Origin of the sequence: Pseudomonas sp. UBA5706 (assembly GCF_002419965.1) — a bacterium.
GTDB lineage: Bacteria > Pseudomonadota > Gammaproteobacteria > Pseudomonadales > Pseudomonadaceae > Aquipseudomonas.
In genome coordinates this window covers 354365-376955 of record NZ_DIHC01000043.1, presented here as the reverse complement: position 1 = coordinate 376955, position 22591 = coordinate 354365, and the positions used below count along the sequence as shown (strand labels likewise).

Below are 22591 nucleotides of genomic sequence, written 5' to 3'. Positions count from 1 at the left end.
TTCTTCACCCTTGTAGACCGCCATATCGCCCCCATATAGGGCCGACTGACGCGTGAAGGAATCCAACTTGAGCGAACTTCTCAATCGCCGCCTGGCTCTGCTCGGCGAGCACTCTCACCTCTCCCTGCTGGAGAAGTGCTTGCACGGCATCGAGCGCGAGTGCCTGCGCGTTACAGGCGAAGGCCGGCTGGCCCAGACACCTCACCCCGAATCCCTGGGTTCTGCGCTGACCAATGAGCAGATCACCACCGATTATTCCGAGTCACTGCTGGAGTTCATCACCCCGGCGTTGACCAACCCTGCCGACACGCTGGACAGCTTGGACAAGATCCATCGCTTCGCGTACAGCAAACTGGGCAGCGAGTACATCTGGAGCCCTTCGATGCCGTGTCCGCTGCCGGCCGAAGAAGACATCCCGATCGCCTATTACGGCACCTCGAATATCGGCAAGCTCAAGTACGTATATCGCCAGGGCCTGGCGCTGCGCTACGGCAAAACCATGCAGTGCATTGCAGGGATTCATTACAACTTCTCGCTACCCGAAGACATCTGGTCGGTGCTTAAGCAGACCGTGGACTTCGAGGGCACCGATCGCGATTTCCAGTCCGAGAGCTACATCGGTCTGATCCGCAATTTCCGTCGCTATAGCTGGCTGTTGATGTACCTGTTCGGCGCCTCTCCGGCGCTGGATGCGGGGTTCCTGCGCGGACGCTCGCATCAGTTGGAGCAGTTTGACGCCGACACGCTGTACCTGCCTTACGCTACCAGTCTGCGCATGAGCGATTTGGGTTACCAGAGCAACGCCCAGGCTGATCTGACGCCCTGCTACAACGACTTGCTGACCTACACCGACAGCCTGCGCAAAGCGGTGGCAACGCCCTACGCGCCTTATGTCGAGATCGGCACGCACAAGGACGGCGAGTGGATTCAGCTCAACACCAACGTGTTGCAGATCGAAAACGAGTATTACTCGACGATCCGGCCCAAGCGTGTGACCTATTCCGGCGAACGTCCGATTCAGGCGCTGGTAGCCCGCGGTGTGCAGTACGTCGAGGTGCGCTGCCTGGACATTAACCCGTTCCTGCCCGTTGGCATCGACCTTCAGCAGTCGCGCTTCATTGACGCCTTCATCCTGTTCTGCGCGCTGCAGGACAGCCCGCAGCTGGCTGACTGCGAATGCGGCAACGCCAGCGGCAACTTCCTGACCGTGGTCAAGGAGGGTCGCCGTCCGGGACTGCAACTTAGCCGAAACACGTCGACCATTGACCTGAAAGTCTGGGCCAACGAACTGCTGGACAAAATCGAACCGATCGTGGCGCTGCTGGACAAGAGTCAAGGCATCGACGAGCACGCTCAATCCCTGGCAACGCAACGCGCCAAAGTGGCAGACGCGTCGCTGACGCCTTCGGCGCAGGTACTGGCGAGCATGACCGAGCACAAGGAAGGCTTCACGGCGTTCTCACTGCGTCAGTCACAGGCGCATGCTGAATACTTCCGCGGCCGCCCGCTAAGTGCCGAGGACCAGACTGACTTCGAAACTCGCGTCCGCGAATCGCTCACCGAGCAATCGGAGCTGGAACGGACCGAGGAGCCAGTGGACTTCGATATCTTCGTCGGGGCGTACCAGGCGAGCATTCTGGCGATCAGTAACTGATTCAAGCGTGAGCAAAAACGGCGTGCCCCTGGCGCGCCGTTTTTGGTTCTGAAAGACCGTTTCTCCGGAGCAGTACGCTGTGCTGGCGGTGAGGTCAGCGAATCCGCTGGCGCCAGCAATTAGGATGGCTATAGGTGGATGACCTGCCGCTGTGTCGCTGACTGTATTAGATCGCCTTCTCGAAAATCTTGGAGTTACGCTGGTAGTTGTACAGTGATGCCCGCGCGCTGGGCAGGCGATCGACGCTGCTGGGCTCGAACCCACGCTCGCGGAACCAGTGTGCCGTGCGGGTGGTGAGAACGAACAAAGTCTTCAAACCCTGAGCCCGCGCCCGTTCTTCGATGCGTTCGAGCAGCTCATCACCGCGCCCACCGTGGCGGTATTCGGGATTAACCGCCAGACAGGCCAGCTCCCCCGCCTCGGATTCGGCAATCGGATACAACGCTGCGCAGGCGATGATCAACCCTTCGCGCTCGACCACGCTGAACTGGTCAATCTCGCGCTCCAGCACCTCGCGGGAACGGCGCACCAGAATGCCCTGTTCTTCCAGCGGCGTGATCAGATCGATCAAACCGCCCACATCGCCAATCGATGCTTCACGCACCAGTTCGAACTGCTCCTGTGCCACCAGCGTACCGCCCCCCGCTCGCGTGAACAGCTCGGACAGCAGCGCCCCATCTTCGGCGTAGCTGACGATATGGCTGCGCGCCACTCCGCCGCGACAGGCCTGAGCGGCTGCGTCCAGCAGTTCCGCCTGATAGTTGCTGCCCAGACGCTGGAGATGCGCCGGAACCTGCTGCGGACGCAGTTCGCGTACCAGGCGGCCTTGCTCGTCCATCAGGCCGGACTCAGCACCGAACAACAGCAGCTTTTCGGCGCCCAGATCAATGGCGGCACGGGTCGCGACGTCCTCGCAGGCGAGGTTGAAAATCTCACCGGTCGGCGAGTAGCCCAGCGGTGACAGCAGCACGATCGAGCGCTCGTCGAGCAGACGATTGATACCCTTGCGGTCGATCCGGCGCACTTCGCCAGTGTGTTGGTAGTCAACGCCCTCAAGCACGCCAATTGGCCGCGCCGTCACGAAATTGCCGCTGGTTACCCGCAGGCGCGAGCCCTGCATCGGCGAAGCGGCCATGTCCATCGACAAGCGAGCCTCGATGGCGACACGCAACGCCCCCACCGCGTCGATCACGCACTCAAGTGTCGCAAAGTCGGTGACGCGCATATCGCGATGAAAATGCGGCGTCAGGCCACGGGCTTCCAGGCGGCTTTCGATCTGTGGACGCGAACCATGAACCAGCACCAAACGCACGCCCAGACTGTGCAGCAGGACGAGGTCGTGCACGATGTTGCCGAAATTAGGGTGGTCGATGCCGTCGCCCGGAAGCATGACGACGAAGGTGCAATCCCGGTGGGCATTGATGTAGGGGGACGCGTGGCGGAGCCAATTGACGTAATCGGGCATATCCAAATGAGCCTGTAATAAAGAGGGACGAAGGGTAAAAACACTCACAGCGGCATGAGCTTTATCGTCGGAACAGGCATCGCAGCACGCGTACTCTCCTTTTGACGGATTCTTGGGCCTGACTCACGCCGGAGTCAGGCAGTAATGTTCGATCAACTGACGCAGTAGACGCACGGTTGGCTGCAAACGTGACATTTCCAGATATTCGCCAGGCTGGTGCGCACACGCAATGTCTCCGGGTCCTAGCACGATCGTCTCGCAACCAAGGCGCTGAAGATAAGGCGCTTCGGTGCCGAACGCCACTGCTTCAGCCGTGTGACCGGTCAGACGCTCGGCAACCCGCACCAGTTCCGCATCGGGGCTTTGCTCGAACGGCGCGACCTCCGAAAACAACGGCGCATAATTAATCTTTACCTGGTGCTGTTCAGCCAAGGGTTGCAGCTTCTGCCGGATCGCCGCGCGCAGCATTTCCGGGTCCATGCCGGGCAACGGGCGCAGATCGAACTCCAACGAGCACTGGCCGCAGATGCGGTTGGGGTTATCGCCTCCGTGAATGCAGCCGAAGTTTAGGGTCGGCTGAGGGACGCTGAACTGCGGGTTGCAGAACTGCGTTTGCCATTGCTGACGCAGGCCCTTGAGCGCGCCGATCGCGTCGTACATCGCTTCCAGGGCGCTGCGGCCCAGGCTCGGGTCCGACGAGTGGCCACTGCGCCCCAGAATCTCGATGCGCTCCATCATCACACCCTTGTGCAGGCGAATCGGCTTCAGGCCCGTCGGTTCGCCGATCACAGCCGCACGTCCCAAAACGCCCCCTGCCGCCGCAAGCGCCTTGGCGCCGGCCATCGAGCTTTCTTCATCGCAGGTCGCCAGAATGATCAGCGGCTGCTTGAACGGTTTGTCCAGCAAGGGTTGCAGCGCTTCGATGGCCAGCGCGAAAAAACCCTTCATGTCGCAACTGCCCAGCCCCACCCAGCTGCCGTCGACTTCCGTCAGCTTCAGCGGATCGGTGTTCCAAAGCGCATCGTCGTAGGGAACGGTGTCGCTGTGTCCGGAAAGCACAAGGCCCCCGGGGCCAGAGCCGTAGGTCGCCAGCAGGTTAAACTTGCCGGGACTGACCTGCCGGATGTCGCAGGCAAACCCCAGATCGCCGAGCCAGGTGGCCAACAGGTCGATGACGGCGCGGTTGGATTGGTCCAGTGCGGGCTGCGTACAACTCACCGAAGGCGCGGCAATCAGGGCCGCGAACTGGTCTTTCATGGAGGGCAACGGCATAGGCGGCTCCTTTTGAGGCTGACCTTTGATCATAGGTTGATTAGACAGCAGTAATAAACGGTCACGGTTGATGTCCTGTACACTGCACGACCCATGCAGCTGTGTCGATTCCGGTTGCGTCTCCTGTTACCCGCAATAGAGCGCTTGGATTCTCCGGCCATGCAGAAAGAAACCGAAATCAAACTCCGCGTCAGCCGCGAAACCCTCATTGCCCTGCGCGACCATCCGTTGCTGAAGAAACGCAACAAAAGTGGCTGGGAGCGTCTGGAGCTGTTCAATCAATACTTCGACACCCCTGAACGCGAACTTGCCCACGCCAAGGTTGCGTTGCGCCTGCGCCGTGATGGCGACGCAATCATCCAGACCCTCAAGACCCGCGGCCAAAGCGTTGCCGGTCTGTCCGAGCGCAACGAATACAATTGGGACTTGCCCAAGGCCAAACTGGACGTGAAGAAGCTCGACGGCGAGTGCTGGCCCGAGCAACTGGCGGATCTGGACAAGAAAACCATCAAGCCGGTGTTCACCACTGATTTCGTGCGCGAGAAGGCAGAAATTGCCTGGGGCCGTGGCAAGTCCAAGGTGGTGATCGAGGCTGCGCTGGATCTGGGCAAGGTCATCGCAGGCAAACAGCAGGAAGAAATCTGCGAGCTGGAACTGGAACTGCGTGAGGGAGAGCCTGGCGCATTGCTGGAACTGGCCGCCGAGCTGGCCGAGAACCTGGCGCTTATGCCGTGTGACATCAGCAAGGCAGAACGGGGCTATCGCCTGTTCGATGCCAATAGCTACTCGATCAAACTGCCTGCACCGCAACTGCATGCCGAGACCTCCGTGGACGACGCCTACCGCGCACTTGCCTGGTACTTGTTGGGCAGCAGTCAGCGCCTGGCAGAGCAATACCGCTTCAACGGGCACTGGAGCCTGTTGCAGGACTGGGTCGACGTGCTTGCCGAGTTACGCGCGCTGACCGGTAGCCTGGGCCAGGCCGCACCACGTGCCACCACTCATGACCTGCGCGCTGCACTGGACGCCCTGCTGGAAGATTGGCGCACGCTGGTTCAGGCTGGCCAGGAAGATGCCGACGTGCGCGCCGCGGCCCATGAGCAATTCATCGAAGAGCTTGAAGATCCGCGCTGGGGCCTGTTCTCGCTGACCACTTCGCGCTGGTTGATGACGCAAAGCTGGACCGTCGAGCGCAACAACCGTGGCAATCGCCAGGGCCACGCGATGCTCAGCAGCTGGATGCCGCGCTTGCTGGGAGATGAGGCGACAGCGTTGAATCTGGCGCGCTATCAGCAGCAGCCGGAAGATCTGGCTGAGCAACTGCCGCGCATCGAGCGTATCCAAGTATGGCTGCACCATGCGCGCCAGACGTTGGAGTTGCCGGAACTGGATCGCTTGTATGGCGAGCTGAACAAGCTAGAGCAGCTGGCGCACCTGGACATCAGCGACGAAATCCTTGACGCCCGCGTGCAACAGGCCATCACTGTGCTGCAAAGCAGGGCGTGGAAGACGTTGTTGAAGGTCTGATCGTCAGCGCCAGACCTGCAGCAGTACGGCTTGCCAGCGGTAGCGCCAGACGCATCCGCCGGCAAGCCGGACCGCTACGGGTGAGCAGGTGCGATTTGCTCGATACTAGCCTCACCCAAAGCATGCGCCTACACGTGAATGCCGATTAACGACCGATCGGCAAACTCGTCGTCGACTTGATTTCAGAAAGCGCCACGGTTGAGTTCACCTCCTGAATGCCCGGCACCAGCGATAGTTTCTCGAAGAAAAACCGCTCATACGCTTCAATATCCGGCGTTACGATACGCAGCAGAAAGTCCACCGACCCCATCAGTACATAACACTCCAACACCTCTGGAAACCCGCGAATCGCCTCAGTGAATTCGGTGAAGTTCGAGCGGCCGTGGGCATTGAGTTTGACCTCGGCAAATATCTGGGTATTCAGCCCTATTTTCTTGCGATCCAGCAACGTCACCTGCCTTCGTATCACACCCTCATCCTTCAATCGCTGAATCCTGCGCCAGCACGGCGACTGAGACAGTCCGACCTGTTCCGCGATTTGTGCGCTGGACAACGAGGCGTCCTCCTGCAGCAGCGCCAGGATCTTGCGATCATACGTGTCCATCTCGATTTGCATAATCAATTCCCTAAAACTTTCCGCCGCGCATTAACAAGTCTCAACAAGCGTAATCCAGTTAAAGATGGACCAGAAATTTCTTTTTCGGCATGTAAGACTTTCTTCAATCAAACAGCCGTCGATGCGCCATTGCGCAGCGGGGTGAAAACAGGAGAGTTCAGGATGCCGCACCTCGAAGCCGTCAACGCTGCCCCGCTACGCCACGATGCCTGGTCTGCTGGCAATGCTCACTGCCGCTCGCGTTATCAGATCCTCGCCGAGGCCGAGCCGGATCTGATCTGCAAGGTGCTGAATCTGTTCGCCATGCAGTACCTGGTCCCGCAGCAGGTCAGCGTTCTGCAACAAGAGGGCATGTTGATGATTGAGATTGAAGTAGATGGCTTGACCTGGCACCGGGCACAGGTCATTGGTGAAAAAATGCGCAATCTGGTCAATGTCTGTACAGTCACTCTGGAACCGATCGGCGATTTGCACGTCCTATCCGAGCCCGTCTCACTCGCTGTCGGTTGAGCTGCCGAAAATATTGGCAACGCTTCACTACCTGCAGGACGCAACAACTGGCACGCTTGGGACTAGTCTTGCTCATCTACGAAGTAAGCCGTCTCGTCCAAAGGAGCCCGCATGTCCGTCCTCGCCCCCTCTTCCCAGGACCGCTGGCTAGATCTGAATGAAGTGCTGCGCGATCTGGTCGCGCAGGGATACCTCGATCAAGACAATGCCGAGTACGCACTGACCTTGCGTAGAAGTGCACAGAACCAGCAGACCCACCCGCTGGAGTTCATCGCTGCCCAACAGTTTGCCAACCTGAAGCGGGCGGGCAAGAAGCTTGACCTTGAAAGCCTCACCGCGTGGCTCGCCGAACAGGCGGGCCAGCCCTACATGCGCATTGACCCGTTGAAAATCAACGTAGCCGCCGTCACGCCCTTGATGTCCTATGCCTTCGCGCAGCGCCACAAGATCCTCGCCGTCGCCGCAGATCGCGAATGTGTGACCATCGCCAGCGCCCAGCCTTACGTGAAGGCATGGGAAGCGGACTTGATGCACGTGCTGAAAATGCCGATCAAGCGTGTCGTTGCCAATCCGGTCGATGTGCAGAAACTGGCCGTCGAGTTCTATCGGCTGGCCAAATCGGTCAGTGGCGCCAGTGCGTCCGATCAGAAAGTGAGCAACCTGGGCAACTTCGAACAGTTGCTCAAGCTCGGCGCCAGCGATCAGGAGCCCGATGCGAACGACGCGCACATCGTCAATATCGTCGACTGGCTGTTCCAGTACGCCTACCAGCAGCGGGCCAGCGATATTCACATCGAGCCTCGCCGAGAAGCCGGCACCGTGCGTTTTCGCATCGACGGCGTGCTGCACAACGTCTACCAGTTCCCGCCGCAGGTGACGATGGCGGTGACCAGCCGCCTGAAAAGTCTGGGCCGAATGAACGTGGCCGAGAAGCGCAAGCCGCAGGATGGCCGGGTCAAAACCAAGACACCTGATGGCGGAGAAGTCGAATTGCGTCTGTCGACCTTGCCTACAGCATTCGGCGAAAAGATGGTAATGCGGATATTCGACCCCGAGGTGCTGCTCAAGGATTTCGACCAACTGGGTTTCTCGGGTGATGACTTGCGGCGCTGGGAAGGGATGACTCGCCAACCCAACGGCATCATTTTGGTGACCGGACCGACCGGTTCCGGCAAGACCACCACGCTGTACACCACGCTGAAGAAGCTGGCGACGCCGGAGGTAAACCTGTGCACCATCGAGGACCCCATCGAAATGGTCGAGCCTGCGTTCAACCAGATGCAGGTTCAGCACAACATCGACCTGACCTTCGCCAGCGGTGTTCGCGCCCTGATGCGGCAAGACCCTGACATCATCATGATCGGCGAGATCCGTGATCTGGAGACCGCCGAGATGGCGATTCAGGCGGCCCTCACCGGTCACCTCGTACTTTCAACGCTGCACACCAACGACGCACCCAGCGCGATCAGCCGACTGCTGGAGCTGGGCGTACCGCATTACCTGCTTAAGGCGACGATTCTGGGCGTGATGGCTCAGCGCCTGGTGCGTACGTTGTGCCCGCATTGCAAAGCTGCGGTGGAGATCGACGAAGTCGACTGGCAAACCCTGACCCGACCTTGGCAGGCGCCTGTGCCCAGCGGTGCGCAGCGGGCAGTGGGTTGCGCAGAGTGCCGCGACACCGGTTATCGCGGGCGGGCGGGCGTCTACGAAATCATGCTGATGTCCGATGCGGTGAAAACCCTGATCGCTGCGGACCTGGATCTCACGGCATTACGGCGCCAGGGCTTCAAGGATGGCATGCGCAGCCTGCGCCTGTCCGGCGCGCAGAAAGTCGCGGCAGGTTTAACGACCATCGAGGAAGTGCTGCGGGTGACGCCACAGAGTGAGCAGCGTTAGATCAGCCAATATAAGTGCTGTGACAGCACGGCTGAGCGGCGGTGGCTTTCTTGAAATCGCTGCCACCAGCAAGCCGTGCCGCCACAGGTTGCGATGATCGCCGGAATGGCTACTCGCGAACCCCAAAGTCCAACACTACTTTCATTGCCTGCTGCTTGTCCCCCGCTAACTCAAACGCCTGCACTGCTTCATTGAACGGGAGGGTGTGGGAAATCACCGGCGTCACGTCGATGGCCTTGCGATTGAGCAGATCCACCGCCTGGGCGAATTCAGGATGAAAGCGGAAGGTGCCGCGCAAATCGATTTCCTTGCCGACCACCACGTTCAACGGAATCGAGACATCGCCGCCCAGCCCCACCGTCACCACCACGGCCCGAGGCCGAACGCAGCTCAGCCCGTCGCGCAGTGCCTGAGCGCTGCCGGACGCTTCGAACATCACATCGAAGTGGCCTTTGTCAGCGGTGTAGCGGGCCAGTGCTTCAGGTTCGTCCTTGAGATTATGCGTTTGGCTGGCACCCATGCGGCGCGCACACGCCAAGGCGCTGTCGCTTAAGTCCGCCGCAACGATCTGCAACGCTCCCGCTGCCCGCAGGCTGCCGATCAGCAGATTGCCAATCGGGCCGCATCCGGTGACCAGCACGCGCTTGCCGAACACCCCACCGGCGCGCTGAATCGCATGCAAGCCCACCGAGAGCGGCTCAGCCAGCGCCCCTTCAGCCAACGTCGTGCCGGATGCCAATAAATGCGCCTGGCGGCTGTCGATCACCAGGGTTTCGCGGAAGGCGCCCTGAATGTGCGGAAACGGCATCGCGCTGCCGTAGAAGCGCATGTTCAGGCAATGATTGGGCAGGCCCTCCTGGCAGTATCTGCAATCGCTGCATGGCCGGGAGGGAGAAACCGAAATACGCTGGCCGACGCTGAAACCGCCTTGTGGATCGCCCACCTCGTCGATCACCGCCGAGATTTCGTGACCGAGTACCATCGGCTCTTTTAGGCGCACAGCACCGAAACCTCCGTGCTGGTAGTAATGCAGATCCGAACCGCAGATCCCGCCGCGGGCAACCCGCACGCGCAACTGGTCGCGCGCCAACCCTGGCGCCTGCTCCAGGGCTTCTACACGCAGGTCTTTCGCGGCATGGCAGACAATGGCTTGCATGAGGTCCTCCGAATTACAAAGATGCCGTGATGGCGCCGTCGACGTAAAGGATGTGGCCGTTAACGAAACTTGCGGCATCGGACGCCAGGAACACAGCGGCCCCGGCCAGCTCAGAGACTTCACCCCAGCGACGACTCGGTGTGCGATGCACCAGCCAGTCGCTGAATTCAGGATTGGCGACCAACGCCGCATTCAGCTCGGTCTTGAAGTAGCCCGGCCCGATGCCGTTAACGTTCAGGCCATGCGGTCCCCAGTCGATCGCCATGCCTTTGGTCAGCATCTTGAGCGCGCCCTTGCTTGCGGCGTAGGGGGCAATGTTGGGTCGGCCCAATTCGCTCTGTACCGAACAAATATTGATGATGCGTCCACGACCTCGAGGGATCATGCAACGTGCTACGGCCTGACCGACGAAGAATGCGCTGTCCAGATTGGTGCGCATCAGCTCGTGCCAGTTCGCCTCAGTGAACTCGGCCAGCGGTCCGCGGCGCTGAATCCCCGCATTGTTGACCAGAATGTCCAGCGGGCCGACGCGGTTTTCGATGTCCTGGACCGCCCCGCTCACCGCCGTGCTGTCTGTCACGTCAAAGGCTTGGGTATGGACGTCATGCCCCTCCCCGACCAACGCCGCAGCCGCCAACTGCAACGTGTCGACGTTGCGTCCGTTAAGTATGACCCGGGCGCCCGCCTCGGCCAGCCCACGTGCGATAGCCAAGCCGATACCAGCGCTTGAGCCCGTAATCAGCGCGATTCTTCCGTCGAGACGGAAGCTTTCCAGGACAGCCATGTGGTATTCCTCGTGCTCGTTCTGTGCTGCATCATTCTTGGTGATGAACGGCTCGAAGGCTCGTCACTCGTATAACCAATGCTCATCGCTGACATGGCACGAGTCCAATGGTGATTGCTGATGTGCTGATCACAAAATCTGATAACCAGCGGAGCGTAGATGGAGCTCAAACACTTGAGGGCTTTTGTAACGTTGGCTGAAGAGTTGCACTTTGGCCGCGCGGCGCAGCGCCTTGCTATCGTGCAGCCCGCCCTTAGCATGCAGATCAAGGCGCTCGAAGCGTGGCTGGGGGTTCGCCTGCTTGATCGCAATCGTCACTCAGTAACGCTCACAGAAGTGGGTCGGTTGTTTCTCGATGAAGCTCGGGCGACGTTGCATCAAGCTCAGCACTCGGCTGATGTCGCGCGTGGATTGGGCCGCGGTGAAAGCGGCCGGATACGACTGGGGTTTGTGTCATCGGTGCTGCCGGATGTGCTGCCGTCTTTGATTCGACAGGCGCACCAACGCTATCCCGGTATCGCGCTAGTGCTCAAGGACATGCCGGGGCCGGATCAGGTGCATGCCCTTAAAAGCGGCCAACTGGACTTTGGCCTGATGCGGCTGCCAGCGCCCCACTCCGGGGTTCAGACGCAGGTCGTGCTGCAAGAATCGATCATTGTCGCGCTGCCCGTTGATCACCCCTTGACCGTGCAAACATTCATCGAGGTGAAGGCCTTGGCGCATCTGCCCGTGCTGATGCTTGCCCGACGTTACGCTGCGGGGTTTCATGACGGCTTGCTAAGGGCTATTGCCGATCAGGGTGGCAAGCTTGAAGTGGCCGATGAGCTGGGCGAGTTCACCACCATGCTGGCGTTGGTTTCGGCGGGTCTGGGCATCGGCCTGCTGCCTGACCACGCGGGCCGCGCGCTGCCGCCAGACGTAGTGTCGCGCCCGTTATATCTGGGTGATTATCGCGCCCTCACGGGTCTGGCCTGGACCTCGCTGGATACGGCAGTGAAGACCACCGTCTTCAATCTCATGCGCGAGCTATTCTTTAACGATGACCCAGCCAATATCGATGCCGTGTAGCAGCACAGCTTGCCAGCGGTGACACACCGACCGACGCAGGCGCGGGTGCGCGGCATGCTTTCGATACAAGAAATATTCGCAGAAGGGATTGCGTGACCGTACTCTTCCCGACTTACGTGCTCATTAATCGCTAACAACAGGGACAGGTTATGCAGATCGGCAGTGTGGTTTTATTGTTCGTCGCGTTGGCTATCGCCATCGTGTTCATGGGCTTCAAGGTCGTGCCTCAGGGTTATCAATGGACAGTTGAACGCTTCGGGCGCTACACCAACACCCTCAAGCCAGGGCTGAACATCATCGTCCCCGTGGTAGACCGCATTGGGCACAAGATCAACATGATGGAAACGGTGCTGGATATCCCGCCCCAGGAAGTCATCACCTCCGATAACGCTACTGTGCAGATCGATGCGGTCTGCTTCTATCAGGTAGTTAACTGCGCCCAGGCGGCGTATGAGGTGAACAACCTGCAGCACGCGATTCGCAATCTGCTGCAGACCAACATCCGCACGGTGCTCGGCTCCATGGAGCTGGACGCCATGCTCAGCCAACGCGATGGCATCAACGAACGCCTGCTGCGCATCGTCGATGAGGCTACGGCGCCTTGGGGCATCAAGATCACGCGCATCGAGATCAAGGACATCAGCCCGCCCGCCGACCTGATGGCCGCCATGTCGGGACAGATGAAAGCCGAGCGGATCAAACGCGCCCAGATCCTTGAAGCCGAAGGCCTGCGTGCCTCGGCCATTCTCACGGCCGAAGGCAAGAAGCAAGCGCAGATTCTTGAAGCCGAAGGCGAGCGGCAAGCCGCGTTTCTGGAATCCGAAGCTCGTGAGCGTCAGGCTGAAGCCGAGGCTCGCGCGACGCAGGTAGTGTCCGAAGCCATCGCTGCCGGTGATGTGCATGCCATCAACTATTTCGTCGCGCAAAAGTATATCGACGCGCTCGGCAAGTTGTCCGCGGCCAATAACAGCAAGGTCATCCTCATGCCACTGGAAGCCAGCCAGATGATTGGTGCCATCGGCGGCATCGGCGAGATCGTCAAGGCGACGTTCGACAAGGGGACAGCCGACAAGAGCAGATCCGAAACCGGCAGGCGAATCTAAACCATGTGGCATTACCTGCAAGACCTATCGTTCTGGGACTGGCTGGGGCTCGGTACCGTGCTGTTGATCCTTGAAGTTTTCGGCGCAGGCGGTTATCTGCTGTGGATCGGCGTGGCGGCGGCGGGCGTCGGTATTCTCACGTATATCCTTCCGACGATGAGCTGGGAACTGCAGTTTCTGCTATTTGCCGTGCTGTCGGTGCTGACGGCGTTGTATTGGTGGCGACGCCAGCGCGCCGTGCTGCGCAAGTCAGACCAGCCGGGGCTTAACATGCGCGGCTCGGAGTTGATCGGCAAGACGTTTGTCGTGCAAGACGCCATTGTCAGCGGTCGTGGCAAGATCAAGGTAGGTGATGGGGTGTGGATGGTCGTTGGGCCCGATACTCCCGCAGGCGACCAGGTGCGAGTGATCGCGCAGGATGGAGCGATCTTGAGGGTTGAGGCGGTCGATTAGCCCTATGTAAGTGCTTTTAGGCGTAGCGGACGCTGTAGCAGTGCAGCGGGCCAGCAGCGATGCTCATGGGTTTGACAGGGATACGGAACTACATCAACAGCGGGCGTATCAAATCGTTTCAGAACAACCAACGTCGGAGTACCCCGCCATGCGTCTAAAACTTGCTGTAGCCACGTTAGCCCTGCTTTCCCTGCCGGTCGGTTCAGCAATGGCTGACGGCTTCCTGCACGACGTGCTTTCGTCCGGTGCAACCACGGGCTCGACCTATCTCACCTTCCGCCATCACAAGCTGATCGTCGCCGCTCAGGATGATGCAGGTAGCTTCGTCGCCAGCAATGGCGCCATTCGTGGCCCGTACCTGGAAGCGGCAATGAATCAGGTTCGCCAGGACAACCCAGGTTTGAATGCCTCGGATATGGATCTGGCCAACGCGATTCTGGCAAAAAACCTGGTTGCCGAGCAGTAAGACTGTAAAAGCGCTTACCTGCAATGGCGTTGGGCCTGACACCGCGTGGGTGACAGGACAATCGCCATCGCGGATAAGCGCGCCGCTACAAGCGGCGTGTCAGCCTATCACTCGCCAATCGCAGCTTTGTAGCCTGCAGCATCCAGCAGCTTCGCCAGATCGCCCTCAGCGTTACTTGCCTTGATCTTGAAGATCCACGCGCTGTAAGGCGCATTGTTCAGTGCTTCGGGTTCCCCGCTCAGCGCTTCGTTGACTTCGACCACTTCACCGGAAACCGGGGAGTAGATGTCAGAAGCGGCCTTTACCGACTCGACCACGCCCGCTGCATCACCGGCCGCGAACACCTTGCCGATCTCCGGCAGCTCGACGAAAACCACATCACCCAGCGCTTCCTGCGCGTGATTGGAAATACCGACAACGATCAGATCACCCTCTTGTTTCGCCCACTCGTGACTTTCGGCAAAACGCAGCTCGGCGGGAATGGCGCTCATAATTTTTATCCTCTCTACATCATCAGGTCAGCGGAAAACCCGCCAGGGATTGTCTTTGATAACAAGGGTTAAATCAGGGCTTTGCCGTGACGAACGAACGTCGGCTGGACCACTCGGACCGGATACCACTTGCCGCGGATTTCAACTTCAGCGCGGTCGGCAGTCGCCATAGGAACGCGTGCCAGCGCAATCGACTTGCTCAGCGTAGGAGAGAAACTACCACTGGTGATCTCTCCTTCGCCAACTTCCGCTATTCGGACGACCTGATGCGCACGCAAAACACCGCGCTCTTCAAGGACAAGCCCTACGAGCTTGGAAGCAAGGCCTTGCGCGCGCTCGGCCTCCAGCGCAGCACGACCGATAAAGTCGCGCTCTGGCGGTGCCCATGCAATGGTCCAGCCCATGTTGGAGACCAGCGGCGAGACCTGCTCGTCGATTTCCTGTCCGAACAGGTTCATACCCGCTTCCAGGCGCAGCGTATCGCGTGCACCCAGACCAATCGGCGAGATACCTGCGCCTACCATGTCGTTGAAAAAGCTACAGGCCTGATCGCTCGGCAGGATGATTTCCAGCCCGTCTTCCCCGGTATAGCCGGTTCGTGCAATGAACCATTCGCCTTCCTGCTGGCCTTCGAAGGGGCGCAGGGTGTGAATAAGTTCGGCGCGGGGCTGGGTAACAAGTTCGGCGATTTTCTGTCGGGCGTGGGGCCCTTGAATGGCTAGCATAGCCAGCTCGGCGCGGTGGGTCACCTGCACATCGAAGTCAGCGACATGGGCATTCATCCAAGTCAGGTCCTTGGCACCGGTGGACGCGTTGACCACCAGTCGATAACCCTCGTCGGTGAGATAGACGATCATGTCGTCGACAATCCCGCCGCGGGTGTCGAGCATCGCGCTGTACAGCGCACGCCCGGTTTGCTGCAGCCTGCCGACATCGTTCGCCAGCAGATATTGCAACCAAGGTTTGGCCTGGTTGCCTGAAATGTCGAGCACATGCATGTGCGACACGTCGAAAATCCCACAATCGCGGCGCACCTGATGGTGTTCTTCCACTTGTGATCCGTAGTGTAACGGCATATCCCAACCACCAAAATCGACCAGCTTCGCGCCGAGCGCGATGTGCAGGTCAAAGAGGGGCGTGCGCTGTCCCATGGGTGTCTCCTTCCGGGCGTGGCGAAGACGCGATCAATCAAAACAACCCCAAATCCCCCGTCATTTGGGGTCTGAAACCTTTGGTAATTTGCAGAATTGTCTGACGGACCGTGTCGATTGCGGCGCATTGTAGCCGCAAGGTTGTGACCCCGCACCTAGCCAATGGGTCTAGCCGAGCGTCTGATCAGGCCAATTACCGGTAGTAAACCGACCATCACCAGCGTTAATGCCGGTAGGGCAGCTCGCGCCCACTCGCCTTCGCTGGTCATTTCGAAGATGCGCACAGCCAGCGTATCCCAGCCAAATGGCCGCATCAGCAGGGTGGCGGGCATCTCCTTTAGCACATCGACGAACACCAGCAACGCCGCGCTCAGGGTTCCGGGGATCAGCAATGGCAGATAAATCCTGAAAAACAAACGCGGTCCGCTGACACCCAGGCTACGGGCGGCTTCGGGCAAAGACGGACGAATTCGCGACAGGCTGTTCTCCAACGGTCCATACGCCACGGCGATGAAGCGTATGAGATAAGCCAGCACCAGCGCGGCAAGGCTCCCCAGCAATAGTGGTTTGCCTGCGCCGCCAAGCCAGCCGGAAAGCGGCACCACCAGTTCACGATCCAGGTAACTGAACGCCAGCATGATCGACACCGCCAGCACCGAACCGGGCAGCGCATAGCCGATATTGGCCAGGCTGACTCCCGAACGGATGGCGCGAGTAGGCACCAGACGACGGGCAAACACCAGCATCATCGCCACGCTGACCGTGGCCAACGCCGCGATGCCGCCCAAATATAAAGTGTGCAGAATAAGCCCGGTGTAGCGCTCATCCAGATCGAACCGCCCGCGCTGCCAAACCCAGACGATCAGTTGCAGCAGTGGGACCACGAATGCCGATGCAAATACCAACGCGCACCAGCAACTGGCCGCAAACGCTTTGAACCCCCGCAGGTGGTAGAGGGCCTTTGCCCGGGGACGCTCGTTGCTCGCGCAAGCGGCGCCCCTGGCACGGTGCTCGCCGTACAGCACAAGCATCACGGCCAACAGCAGCAGGCTCGCCAATTGGGCCGCGCTCGACAGACTGAAAAAGCCATACCAGGTCTTGTAGATCGCCATGGTGAAGGTATCGAAGTTGAAAACGGCGACAGCGCCGAAGTCGGCCAGGGTTTCCATCAAGGCCAGTGCGACGCCCGCACCAATTGCCGGCCTGGCCATCGGTAACGCGACACGCCAGAACGCTTGCCAGGGCGTCTGCCCGAGAATCCGAGCGGCTTCCATCAGGCCCTTGCCCTGCGCGAGAAAGGCCGTGCGTGCGAGCAGGTAAACGTAGGGATAAAACACCAGCACCAGAACGATGATGACTCCGCCCGTCGAGCGTACGCGGGGAAAACGGATGCCTGAACCAAACCACTCGCGCATCAGCGTTTGCACGGGCCCCGCAAAATCGAGCAGGCCGACGAAGACGAATGCCAGCACATAGGCCGGGATCGCGAATGGCAGCATCAGCGCCCAGTCCAGCCAGCGCCGACCGGGGAACTCACATAACGCCGTGAGCCACGCCAGACTCACGCCTAGCAGCGTCACGCCGGCACCCACGCCAATCACCAGTGTGAAGGTGTTACCCAGCAGGCGAGGCATCTGCGTTTCCCAGAGGTGGGACCAGATTTCATGGTCGATAGTCTGCCAGGAAAGCAGCAGGACGCTCAGCGGCAAGAGCACCAATGCGGCGATGGCGAAAACCAGGGGATACCAGCGGCGCTGGGTTTGATGGGCCAAGGGGTTACTCGATCTCAGGTGTCGTTTGCCTTATCAGGACAGCGCCGGCGCTCATTCCCTGCAGCAGTTCGGCGGGCTGGCGGCGTCGATTTCGAAGACGCCGCCGCCAGCAAGCCATATCGCCGCCGATGTCTCTGCTAATTAATTCCAGCCGACGCGATCCATCATGCGAATCGCCTCGGCTTGACGGCGTCCGGCAACTTCAACGGGAAGGGTGTCGGCCTTGAACTCACCCCAACTGGCGACTTCCTCGGACGGCGCGACGCTTGGGTTGGCCGGAAATTCCTGATTGGTGCCGGAGAAGATCGCCTGCGCTTGCGGCCCCGTCATCCACTCCACCAGCGCCTTGGCAGCCTCAGCGTGGGGCGCGTATTGGGTCAGGCCGATCCCCGACAGATTCACGTGGACGCCGCGATCCGACTGGTTCGGCCAGAACAGGCGCACGGCAAGTGCAGGGTTTTGCTTGTGTAAACGTCCGTAGTAATAGGTGTTGACGATACCCACGTCGCATTGTCCGGCATTGATCGCTTCAAGCACTGCGATGTCATCGGAGAACACGTCGGTGGACAGGTTGTTGACCCAGCCTTTGAGGATCTTCTCCGACGCCTCGGCACCATGGGTTTCGATCAGCGTGGCGGTCAGTGACTGGTTGTAGACCTTCTTCGCCGTGCGCAGACACAGGCGCCCTTCCCACTGTTTATCAGCCAATGCCTCGTAGGTCGTCAGCTCTTCGGGTTTGACCCGGTCGGTCGAATACGCGACGGTCCGCGCGCGCAGGCTCAGCCCGGTCCAGCTGTGGGTCGAGGAGCGGTATTGCGCAGGGATGTTCTGGTCGATCACCGGCGAGATGAACGGCTGAAGGATGCCCATCCTTTCCGCTTGCCAAAGGTTGCCGGCGTCAACGGTAAGCAGCAGGTCAGCGGTAGCGTTCTGCCCTTCGGCCTTGATGCGCTGCATCAGCGGCGCTTCCTTGTCGGTGATGAACTTTACCTTGACGCCGGTCTGGGCGGTGTAGGCATCGAACACCGGTTTGATCAGCTCGTCGATCCGGGAGGAATACACCACCACTTCATCAGCGGCCTGGGCGGTGCCGCCGAGCAGGGTCAATGTCAGGGCAGCCAGAAGACGCTTGCTCGCCTGCATGCTGATATCTCGTCTAGGAAAAAGAGGCGAAATGGTAGTGAATCGCATCTGGCATCTCAACCGAAGCCTGGATTGAGCCGTTACCAGATGTTGCAGTAGTGCGGCCGGACACGAAGTCCAGGCATGGATGCATAAGCGTGTAGCAGCAGGGCTTGTTTGGCGATGGAGGTCTTAGAGGCCTTGCTGGCAAGCCGTGTGCTACAGGTGTTCCTATGCTGCCAACGGCCGACAGGTCATCAACGCCGCGCCAACGCCGGCAGATCGCCGGTCAGCCCGAGTGCCTGACGCACGAACAGTGCCTTGGCCTCGGCCGATTGATCGACCATTTTCAATCCGGTATTGCGTAACCAGCGCAGTGGCAATGGATCGGCCTGGAACAGGCGTTCGAAGCCTTCCATTGCCGCCATCAATGTCAGGTTGTGCGGCATGCGGCGCCGTTCATAGCGGCTTAGGACTCTCGGGTCGGCGAGACGCTCGCCGCGCTCGATTGCGCCAAGCAGTACTTCGGCCAAAACCGCCGCGTCCAGAAAGCCTAAGTTCACCCCCTGCCCCGCTAACGGGTGAATGGTGTGCGCCGCATCGCCGATCAGCGCCAGGCCGTCGGCAACATAGCGCTTGGCGTGACGCTGACGCAGCGGCACACACACACGAGGGTCGGCGCACATTACCTGGCCCAGGCGCCCTTCGAAGGCTTTCTCAAGCTCGCGGCAAAACGCCTCATCCTCCAGCTTCATCAGACGCTCGGACTCGGCAGGCGTCACCGACCAGACGATCGAACACCAATGTTCCCCGTCCCGCTGGAGAGGCAAAAACGCCAGCGGACCTACGTCGGTAAAACGCTGCCACGCCGTCTTGCCGTGAGATTGGGTCGTGCGCACGCTGGCAACGATGGCGTTGTGCATGTAATCCCACTCGCGGGTAGCCGTGCCGGTCATGCGTCGAACCGTGGAATTGGCGCCGTCAGCGGCGACCACCAATGGCGCGCGCAATGTGCGGCCATCGGACAGCGTCAGCAGCCAGTCATCGCCGGAATGGCGCATCTGCTCAAGCCGGGCATTGGCCAGCAGGCCAATATCCGTGTCGTGCAAACGCTCGATCAAGGCATCCTGAACCACGCGATTTTCGACGATGTGGCCTAGCACCTCGGCATGCACGCTGGAAGCAGAAAAATGCACCTTGCCCGTGCCGCTGCCATCCCACACATGCATGTCGCCATAGGGGCAGACGCGTCGCGCAACGATGCCTTCCCACACATTCAAGCGCTCGAGAATGCGCTGACTGGCAGTCGAGAGGGCACTGACACGTGGCTCGAACGCTGCGGTTCGATCGAACGGTTTGACGCTTAGCGGGCTGCCGTCGACTACAAGAATATCCAGCCCGCTGTTTTGCAGCGCCAGCGCGAGTGCGCTACCGACCATTCCAGCCCCGACAATCAGCAGATCTGCGCGCGTTTCCATGCTTTAAATCGTTCTCGCGTGTGGCATCGGCCACAGATGAAGGAAGGGGTTAGACATCTGCTCGCGTTCCCAGCCCCATGGCCTGACGGGCGAACCAACTCTTGGCCGTTGGCAGCAGATCAAGGCCCAGCAAACCGAGATTGCGGCCCGCAGCGATCACCGGTTGCTGGCTGCCAAACAGGCGCGTGACCTGATCGGAAAAGCCCACGGTCAGTTTCTGGTCCAGATACTGGCGATCGCGGTAAACCTGCAAGGTCGCCAGATCCCCCGCCAACGCTTCACTGGCGAGCAAGGCTTCAGCCAACGCCACCGCATCACGCAATGAGAGATTGAAACCCTGGCCGGCAATCGGGTGCAGGCTGTGCGCCGCATTACCCAGCACAACCAGATGCGAGCGCACCTGCTCCTCAGCCTGGATCAGCGACAACGGGTAGACATGTCGCGCACCGACCTGTTTCAAGGTGCCAAGGCGGTAACCGAAGACACCCTGCAATTCGTTGAGAAAGCTGCGCTCATCCAATGCCTGCAGGCGGTTGACCTCGTCAGCCTTGCGGGTCCACACCAGCGCACAACGGTTTTCCGGCAGCGGCAACAGCGCCATCGGACCGTGTTCGGTGAAGCGTTCGAAAGCTTGGCCGCCGTGGGCATCACTTGGGGTAATGTTGGCGATTAATGCACTTTGATCGTACGGCGTGGTACGCACGCCAATGCCCAATTGTTCGCGCAAACTCGAGCGCCCACCGTCGGCGAGCACCGCCAGATCGCAGTCCAGCTGGGTTTCGTCGTTCAAGGTCAGGCGATATCCATCAGGCAGCGCCTGCATCTGCTTCACTTGCGCTGGCACGCGCCAGTTGATCACATCCTTATCCAATCCTTGCCACAGGCATTGGCCAAGCCATGCGTTCTCCGCCACATAGCCCAAGGCCGGCACGCCTTCCTGTGTCGCCGATAACCGCACGGCACCGAAGCGGCCCTTGTCTGATACATGAATTTCCTGAATCGGCTCGGCACGACGACTGATCTGCTCCCACAGCCCCAGACGTTCGTAGATCTGCCGCGCCCCAAAGGAAAGTGCAGAGGAACGCGCGTCGTAACTCGGCTGCCAGGTATCGCCTGGCGCAAAGGGTTCGATCAGGACGATCTTCCAGCCACGCGCCTTAGCCCCGGCCTGCAACGCCAACGCCAGACTCGCCCCGACCAGCCCGCCGCCCACGATTGCCAGATTGAAGCGGCTCATGCGGCTTGAGTTCGTGCGGCAGCCATCAGGCCCTCGATTTCGGCGACGGATTTGGGCACGTCACTCGTAAGAATTTCACAGCCTTTTTTGGTCACCACGACATCGTCCTCGATTCGCACACCGATTCCGCGCCATTTCCTGGCGACGTTCTGATTGTCCGGCGATACATAAATCCCGGGCTCGACGGTCAGCACCATGCCGACCTCGAGCACTCGCCACTCTCCGCCAACCTTGTACTCGCCGACGTCGTGGACATCCATGCCCAGCCAATGTCCGGCACGGTGCATGTAAAAAGCTTTGTAAGCCTCGGTGGCAATCAGTTCAGCGACATTGCCCTGCAACAGGCCCAGTTCCACCAGACCCGCTGTGATCACCTGCACCGTGGCCTCATGGGCCTGATTCCAGTGATTGCCCGGCTTGATCGCAGCGAATGCCGCTTCCTGGGACTTGAGCACCAACTCGTAGATCGCCTTTTGCTCCGTCGAGAACGTGCCGCTGACCGGAAACGTACGCGTGATGTCGCTGGCATAGCAGTCGATCTCGCAACCGGCATCGATCAACACCAGATCACCGTCCTTCAACGGCGCGTCGTTTTGCTGATAATGAAGGATGCACGTGTTGCGTCCCGAGGCGACGATAGAGCCGTAGGCAGGCATCTTCGCCCCGCCCTTGCGGAACTCATAATCAAGCTCCGCTTCCAGACTGAATTCGTACAATCCGGCCCGACTGGCCTGCATTGCCCGCACGTGAGCGCGCGCTGAAATCTGCGCTGCTTCGCGCATCACCTTCACTTCTGCCGCTGATTTATACAGGCGCATGTCATGCAGCAGATGATCCAGCGCAACGAACTCTTTGGGCGGCTGCGCGCCCAGATGCGCCTTGGAACGAATCACATTGATCCAGTCCATGACGTGCCGGTCGAACTCGGGGTTGCTGCCCATCGACGAGTACACCCGATCGCGGCCTTCGATCAGGCCCGGAAGGATGTCGTCGATATCGGTGATAGGGAACGCATCGTCAGCGCCGAAATGACGGATTGCACCATCCTGCCCGGCGCGCAGGCCATCCCAAAGCTCGCGCTCTGCATTGCGCTCGCGGCAGAACAGCACGTACTCGCCATATTCACGGCCAGGAATCAGTACGATCACGGCCTCAGGCTCGGGAAAGCCGCTCAGGTACTGAAAATCGCTGTCCTGACGGTACACATGCTCGACATCACGATTTCGAATGGCCACAGCGGCTGCCGGCAGGATGGCGATGCTGTTGGGTTCCATCTGCTCCATCAAGGCTTTGCGACGGCGGGCGTATTCGGCTTTCGGGATATGGATCATGGGCAAGTGCAGTCCTCCTCCGGGTCGGCGCCGGTCATC

General features: G+C 60.0%; 20 protein-coding genes. 8 read left to right on the top strand and 12 right to left on the bottom strand.

Features of this window, described 5'->3' with window-relative positions; all coding sequences use genetic code 11:
• Positions 1 to 67: 67 nt before the first annotated feature.
• Positions 68 to 1654: a glutamate--cysteine ligase gene (gene gshA, locus B3I26_RS22540; RefSeq protein ID WP_296260920.1), complete on the top strand. Its 1587-nt coding sequence runs from the start codon at positions 68 to 70 to the stop codon at positions 1652 to 1654.
• Between the two features lie 166 nt (positions 1655 to 1820).
• Here gshA and argA read toward each other — a convergent pair whose 3' ends face one another.
• Positions 1821 to 3119, bottom strand: coding sequence for an amino-acid N-acetyltransferase (argA, locus tag B3I26_RS22535; RefSeq protein WP_296260919.1), 1299 nt, complete (start codon positions 3117 to 3119; stop codon positions 1821 to 1823).
• Between the two features lie 123 nt (positions 3120 to 3242).
• Complete coding sequence (argE, locus tag B3I26_RS22530) at positions 3243 to 4391, bottom strand: acetylornithine deacetylase (RefSeq protein ID WP_296260918.1); 1149 nt, start codon at positions 4389 to 4391, stop codon at positions 3243 to 3245.
• Positions 4392 to 4550: 159 nt separating this feature from the next.
• Here argE and B3I26_RS22525 point away from each other — a divergent pair, with 159 nt between their 5' ends.
• Positions 4551 to 5918, top strand: a complete 1368-nt coding sequence (locus tag B3I26_RS22525) for a CYTH domain-containing protein (RefSeq protein ID WP_296260917.1) — start codon at positions 4551 to 4553, stop codon at positions 5916 to 5918.
• A gap of 145 nt (positions 5919 to 6063) precedes the next feature.
• Here the strand turns inward: B3I26_RS22525 and B3I26_RS22520 are convergent, their stop codons facing one another.
• Positions 6064 to 6534 carry an Lrp/AsnC family transcriptional regulator gene (locus B3I26_RS22520; protein ID WP_296260916.1) on the bottom strand — a complete coding sequence of 157 codons (471 nt, stop codon included), beginning with the start codon at positions 6532 to 6534 and terminating at the stop codon, positions 6064 to 6066.
• 162 nt (positions 6535 to 6696) lie between these two features.
• On the opposite strand from B3I26_RS22520, the gene B3I26_RS22515 reads away from it, so the two are divergent.
• Both B3I26_RS22515 and B3I26_RS22510 read left to right on the top strand, forming a co-directional pair.
• Entirely contained in the window at positions 6697 to 7044 is a 348-nt protein-coding gene (locus tag B3I26_RS22515) for a hypothetical protein (RefSeq protein WP_296260967.1), read from the top strand.
• Between the two features lie 111 nt (positions 7045 to 7155).
• Positions 7156 to 8940: a GspE/PulE family protein gene (locus tag B3I26_RS22510; RefSeq protein WP_296260915.1), complete on the top strand. Its 1785-nt coding sequence runs from the start codon at positions 7156 to 7158 to the stop codon at positions 8938 to 8940.
• Between the two features lie 109 nt (positions 8941 to 9049).
• On the opposite strand, the gene B3I26_RS22505 is transcribed toward B3I26_RS22510, so the two are convergent.
• Both B3I26_RS22505 and B3I26_RS22500 read right to left on the bottom strand, forming a co-directional pair.
• On the bottom strand, positions 9050 to 10096 hold the full coding sequence (locus B3I26_RS22505; RefSeq protein ID WP_296260913.1) for an L-idonate 5-dehydrogenase: 1047 nt from the start codon (positions 10094 to 10096) through the stop codon (positions 9050 to 9052).
• A gap of 13 nt (positions 10097 to 10109) precedes the next feature.
• Positions 10110 to 10880, bottom strand: a complete 771-nt coding sequence (locus B3I26_RS22500; RefSeq protein ID WP_296260912.1) for a glucose 1-dehydrogenase — start codon at positions 10878 to 10880, stop codon at positions 10110 to 10112.
• 159 nt (positions 10881 to 11039) lie between these two features.
• On the opposite strand from B3I26_RS22500, the gene B3I26_RS22495 reads away from it, so the two are divergent.
• The 4 genes from B3I26_RS22495 to B3I26_RS22480 all read left to right on the top strand — a co-directional run bounded on the left by B3I26_RS22495 (position 11040) and on the right by B3I26_RS22480 (position 13970).
• Complete coding sequence (locus B3I26_RS22495) at positions 11040 to 11948, top strand: LysR family transcriptional regulator (protein ID WP_296260911.1); 909 nt, start codon at positions 11040 to 11042, stop codon at positions 11946 to 11948.
• 149 nt (positions 11949 to 12097) lie between these two features.
• The gene (locus B3I26_RS22490; protein ID WP_296260910.1) at positions 12098 to 13051 is read left to right on the top strand and encodes an SPFH domain-containing protein; all 954 of its coding nucleotides are present in this window, start codon (positions 12098 to 12100) and stop codon (positions 13049 to 13051) included.
• Positions 13052 to 13054: 3 nt separating this feature from the next.
• Positions 13055 to 13504, top strand: a complete 450-nt coding sequence (locus tag B3I26_RS22485) for an NfeD family protein (protein WP_296260909.1) — start codon at positions 13055 to 13057, stop codon at positions 13502 to 13504.
• A gap of 148 nt (positions 13505 to 13652) precedes the next feature.
• A complete protein-coding gene (locus tag B3I26_RS22480) occupies positions 13653 to 13970 on the top strand; it encodes a DUF2388 domain-containing protein (protein ID WP_296260908.1) in 318 nt (105 codons plus the stop codon).
• Positions 13971 to 14077: 107 nt separating this feature from the next.
• Here B3I26_RS22480 and gcvH read toward each other — a convergent pair whose 3' ends face one another.
• From gcvH to pepP, 7 genes are all read right to left on the bottom strand, one after another.
• Positions 14078 to 14461, bottom strand: coding sequence for a glycine cleavage system protein GcvH (gene gcvH, locus B3I26_RS22475; protein ID WP_296260907.1), 384 nt, complete (start codon positions 14459 to 14461; stop codon positions 14078 to 14080).
• Between the two features lie 68 nt (positions 14462 to 14529).
• A complete protein-coding gene (gcvT, locus tag B3I26_RS22470; protein ID WP_296260906.1) occupies positions 14530 to 15612 on the bottom strand; it encodes a glycine cleavage system aminomethyltransferase GcvT in 1083 nt (360 codons plus the stop codon).
• Positions 15613 to 15767: 155 nt separating this feature from the next.
• The gene (locus B3I26_RS22465) at positions 15768 to 17384 is read right to left on the bottom strand and encodes an ABC transporter permease (RefSeq protein WP_296260905.1); all 1617 of its coding nucleotides are present in this window, start codon (positions 17382 to 17384) and stop codon (positions 15768 to 15770) included.
• Positions 17385 to 17525: 141 nt separating this feature from the next.
• Positions 17526 to 18527: an extracellular solute-binding protein gene (locus B3I26_RS22460; protein WP_296260903.1), complete on the bottom strand. Its 1002-nt coding sequence runs from the start codon at positions 18525 to 18527 to the stop codon at positions 17526 to 17528.
• A 236-nt stretch (positions 18528 to 18763) separates the two neighbouring features.
• Positions 18764 to 19984, bottom strand: coding sequence for a 2-octaprenyl-3-methyl-6-methoxy-1,4-benzoquinol hydroxylase (locus B3I26_RS22455; RefSeq protein ID WP_296260902.1), 1221 nt, complete (start codon positions 19982 to 19984; stop codon positions 18764 to 18766).
• A 49-nt stretch (positions 19985 to 20033) separates the two neighbouring features.
• Positions 20034 to 21221: a 2-octaprenyl-6-methoxyphenyl hydroxylase gene (gene ubiH / locus B3I26_RS22450; RefSeq protein ID WP_296260899.1), complete on the bottom strand. Its 1188-nt coding sequence runs from the start codon at positions 21219 to 21221 to the stop codon at positions 20034 to 20036.
• Entirely contained in the window at positions 21218 to 22552 is a 1335-nt protein-coding gene (pepP, locus tag B3I26_RS22445; RefSeq protein ID WP_296260965.1) for a Xaa-Pro aminopeptidase, read from the bottom strand. Before pepP ends, ubiH begins: the two co-directional genes overlap by 4 nt.
• Positions 22553 to 22591 lie beyond the last annotated feature (39 nt).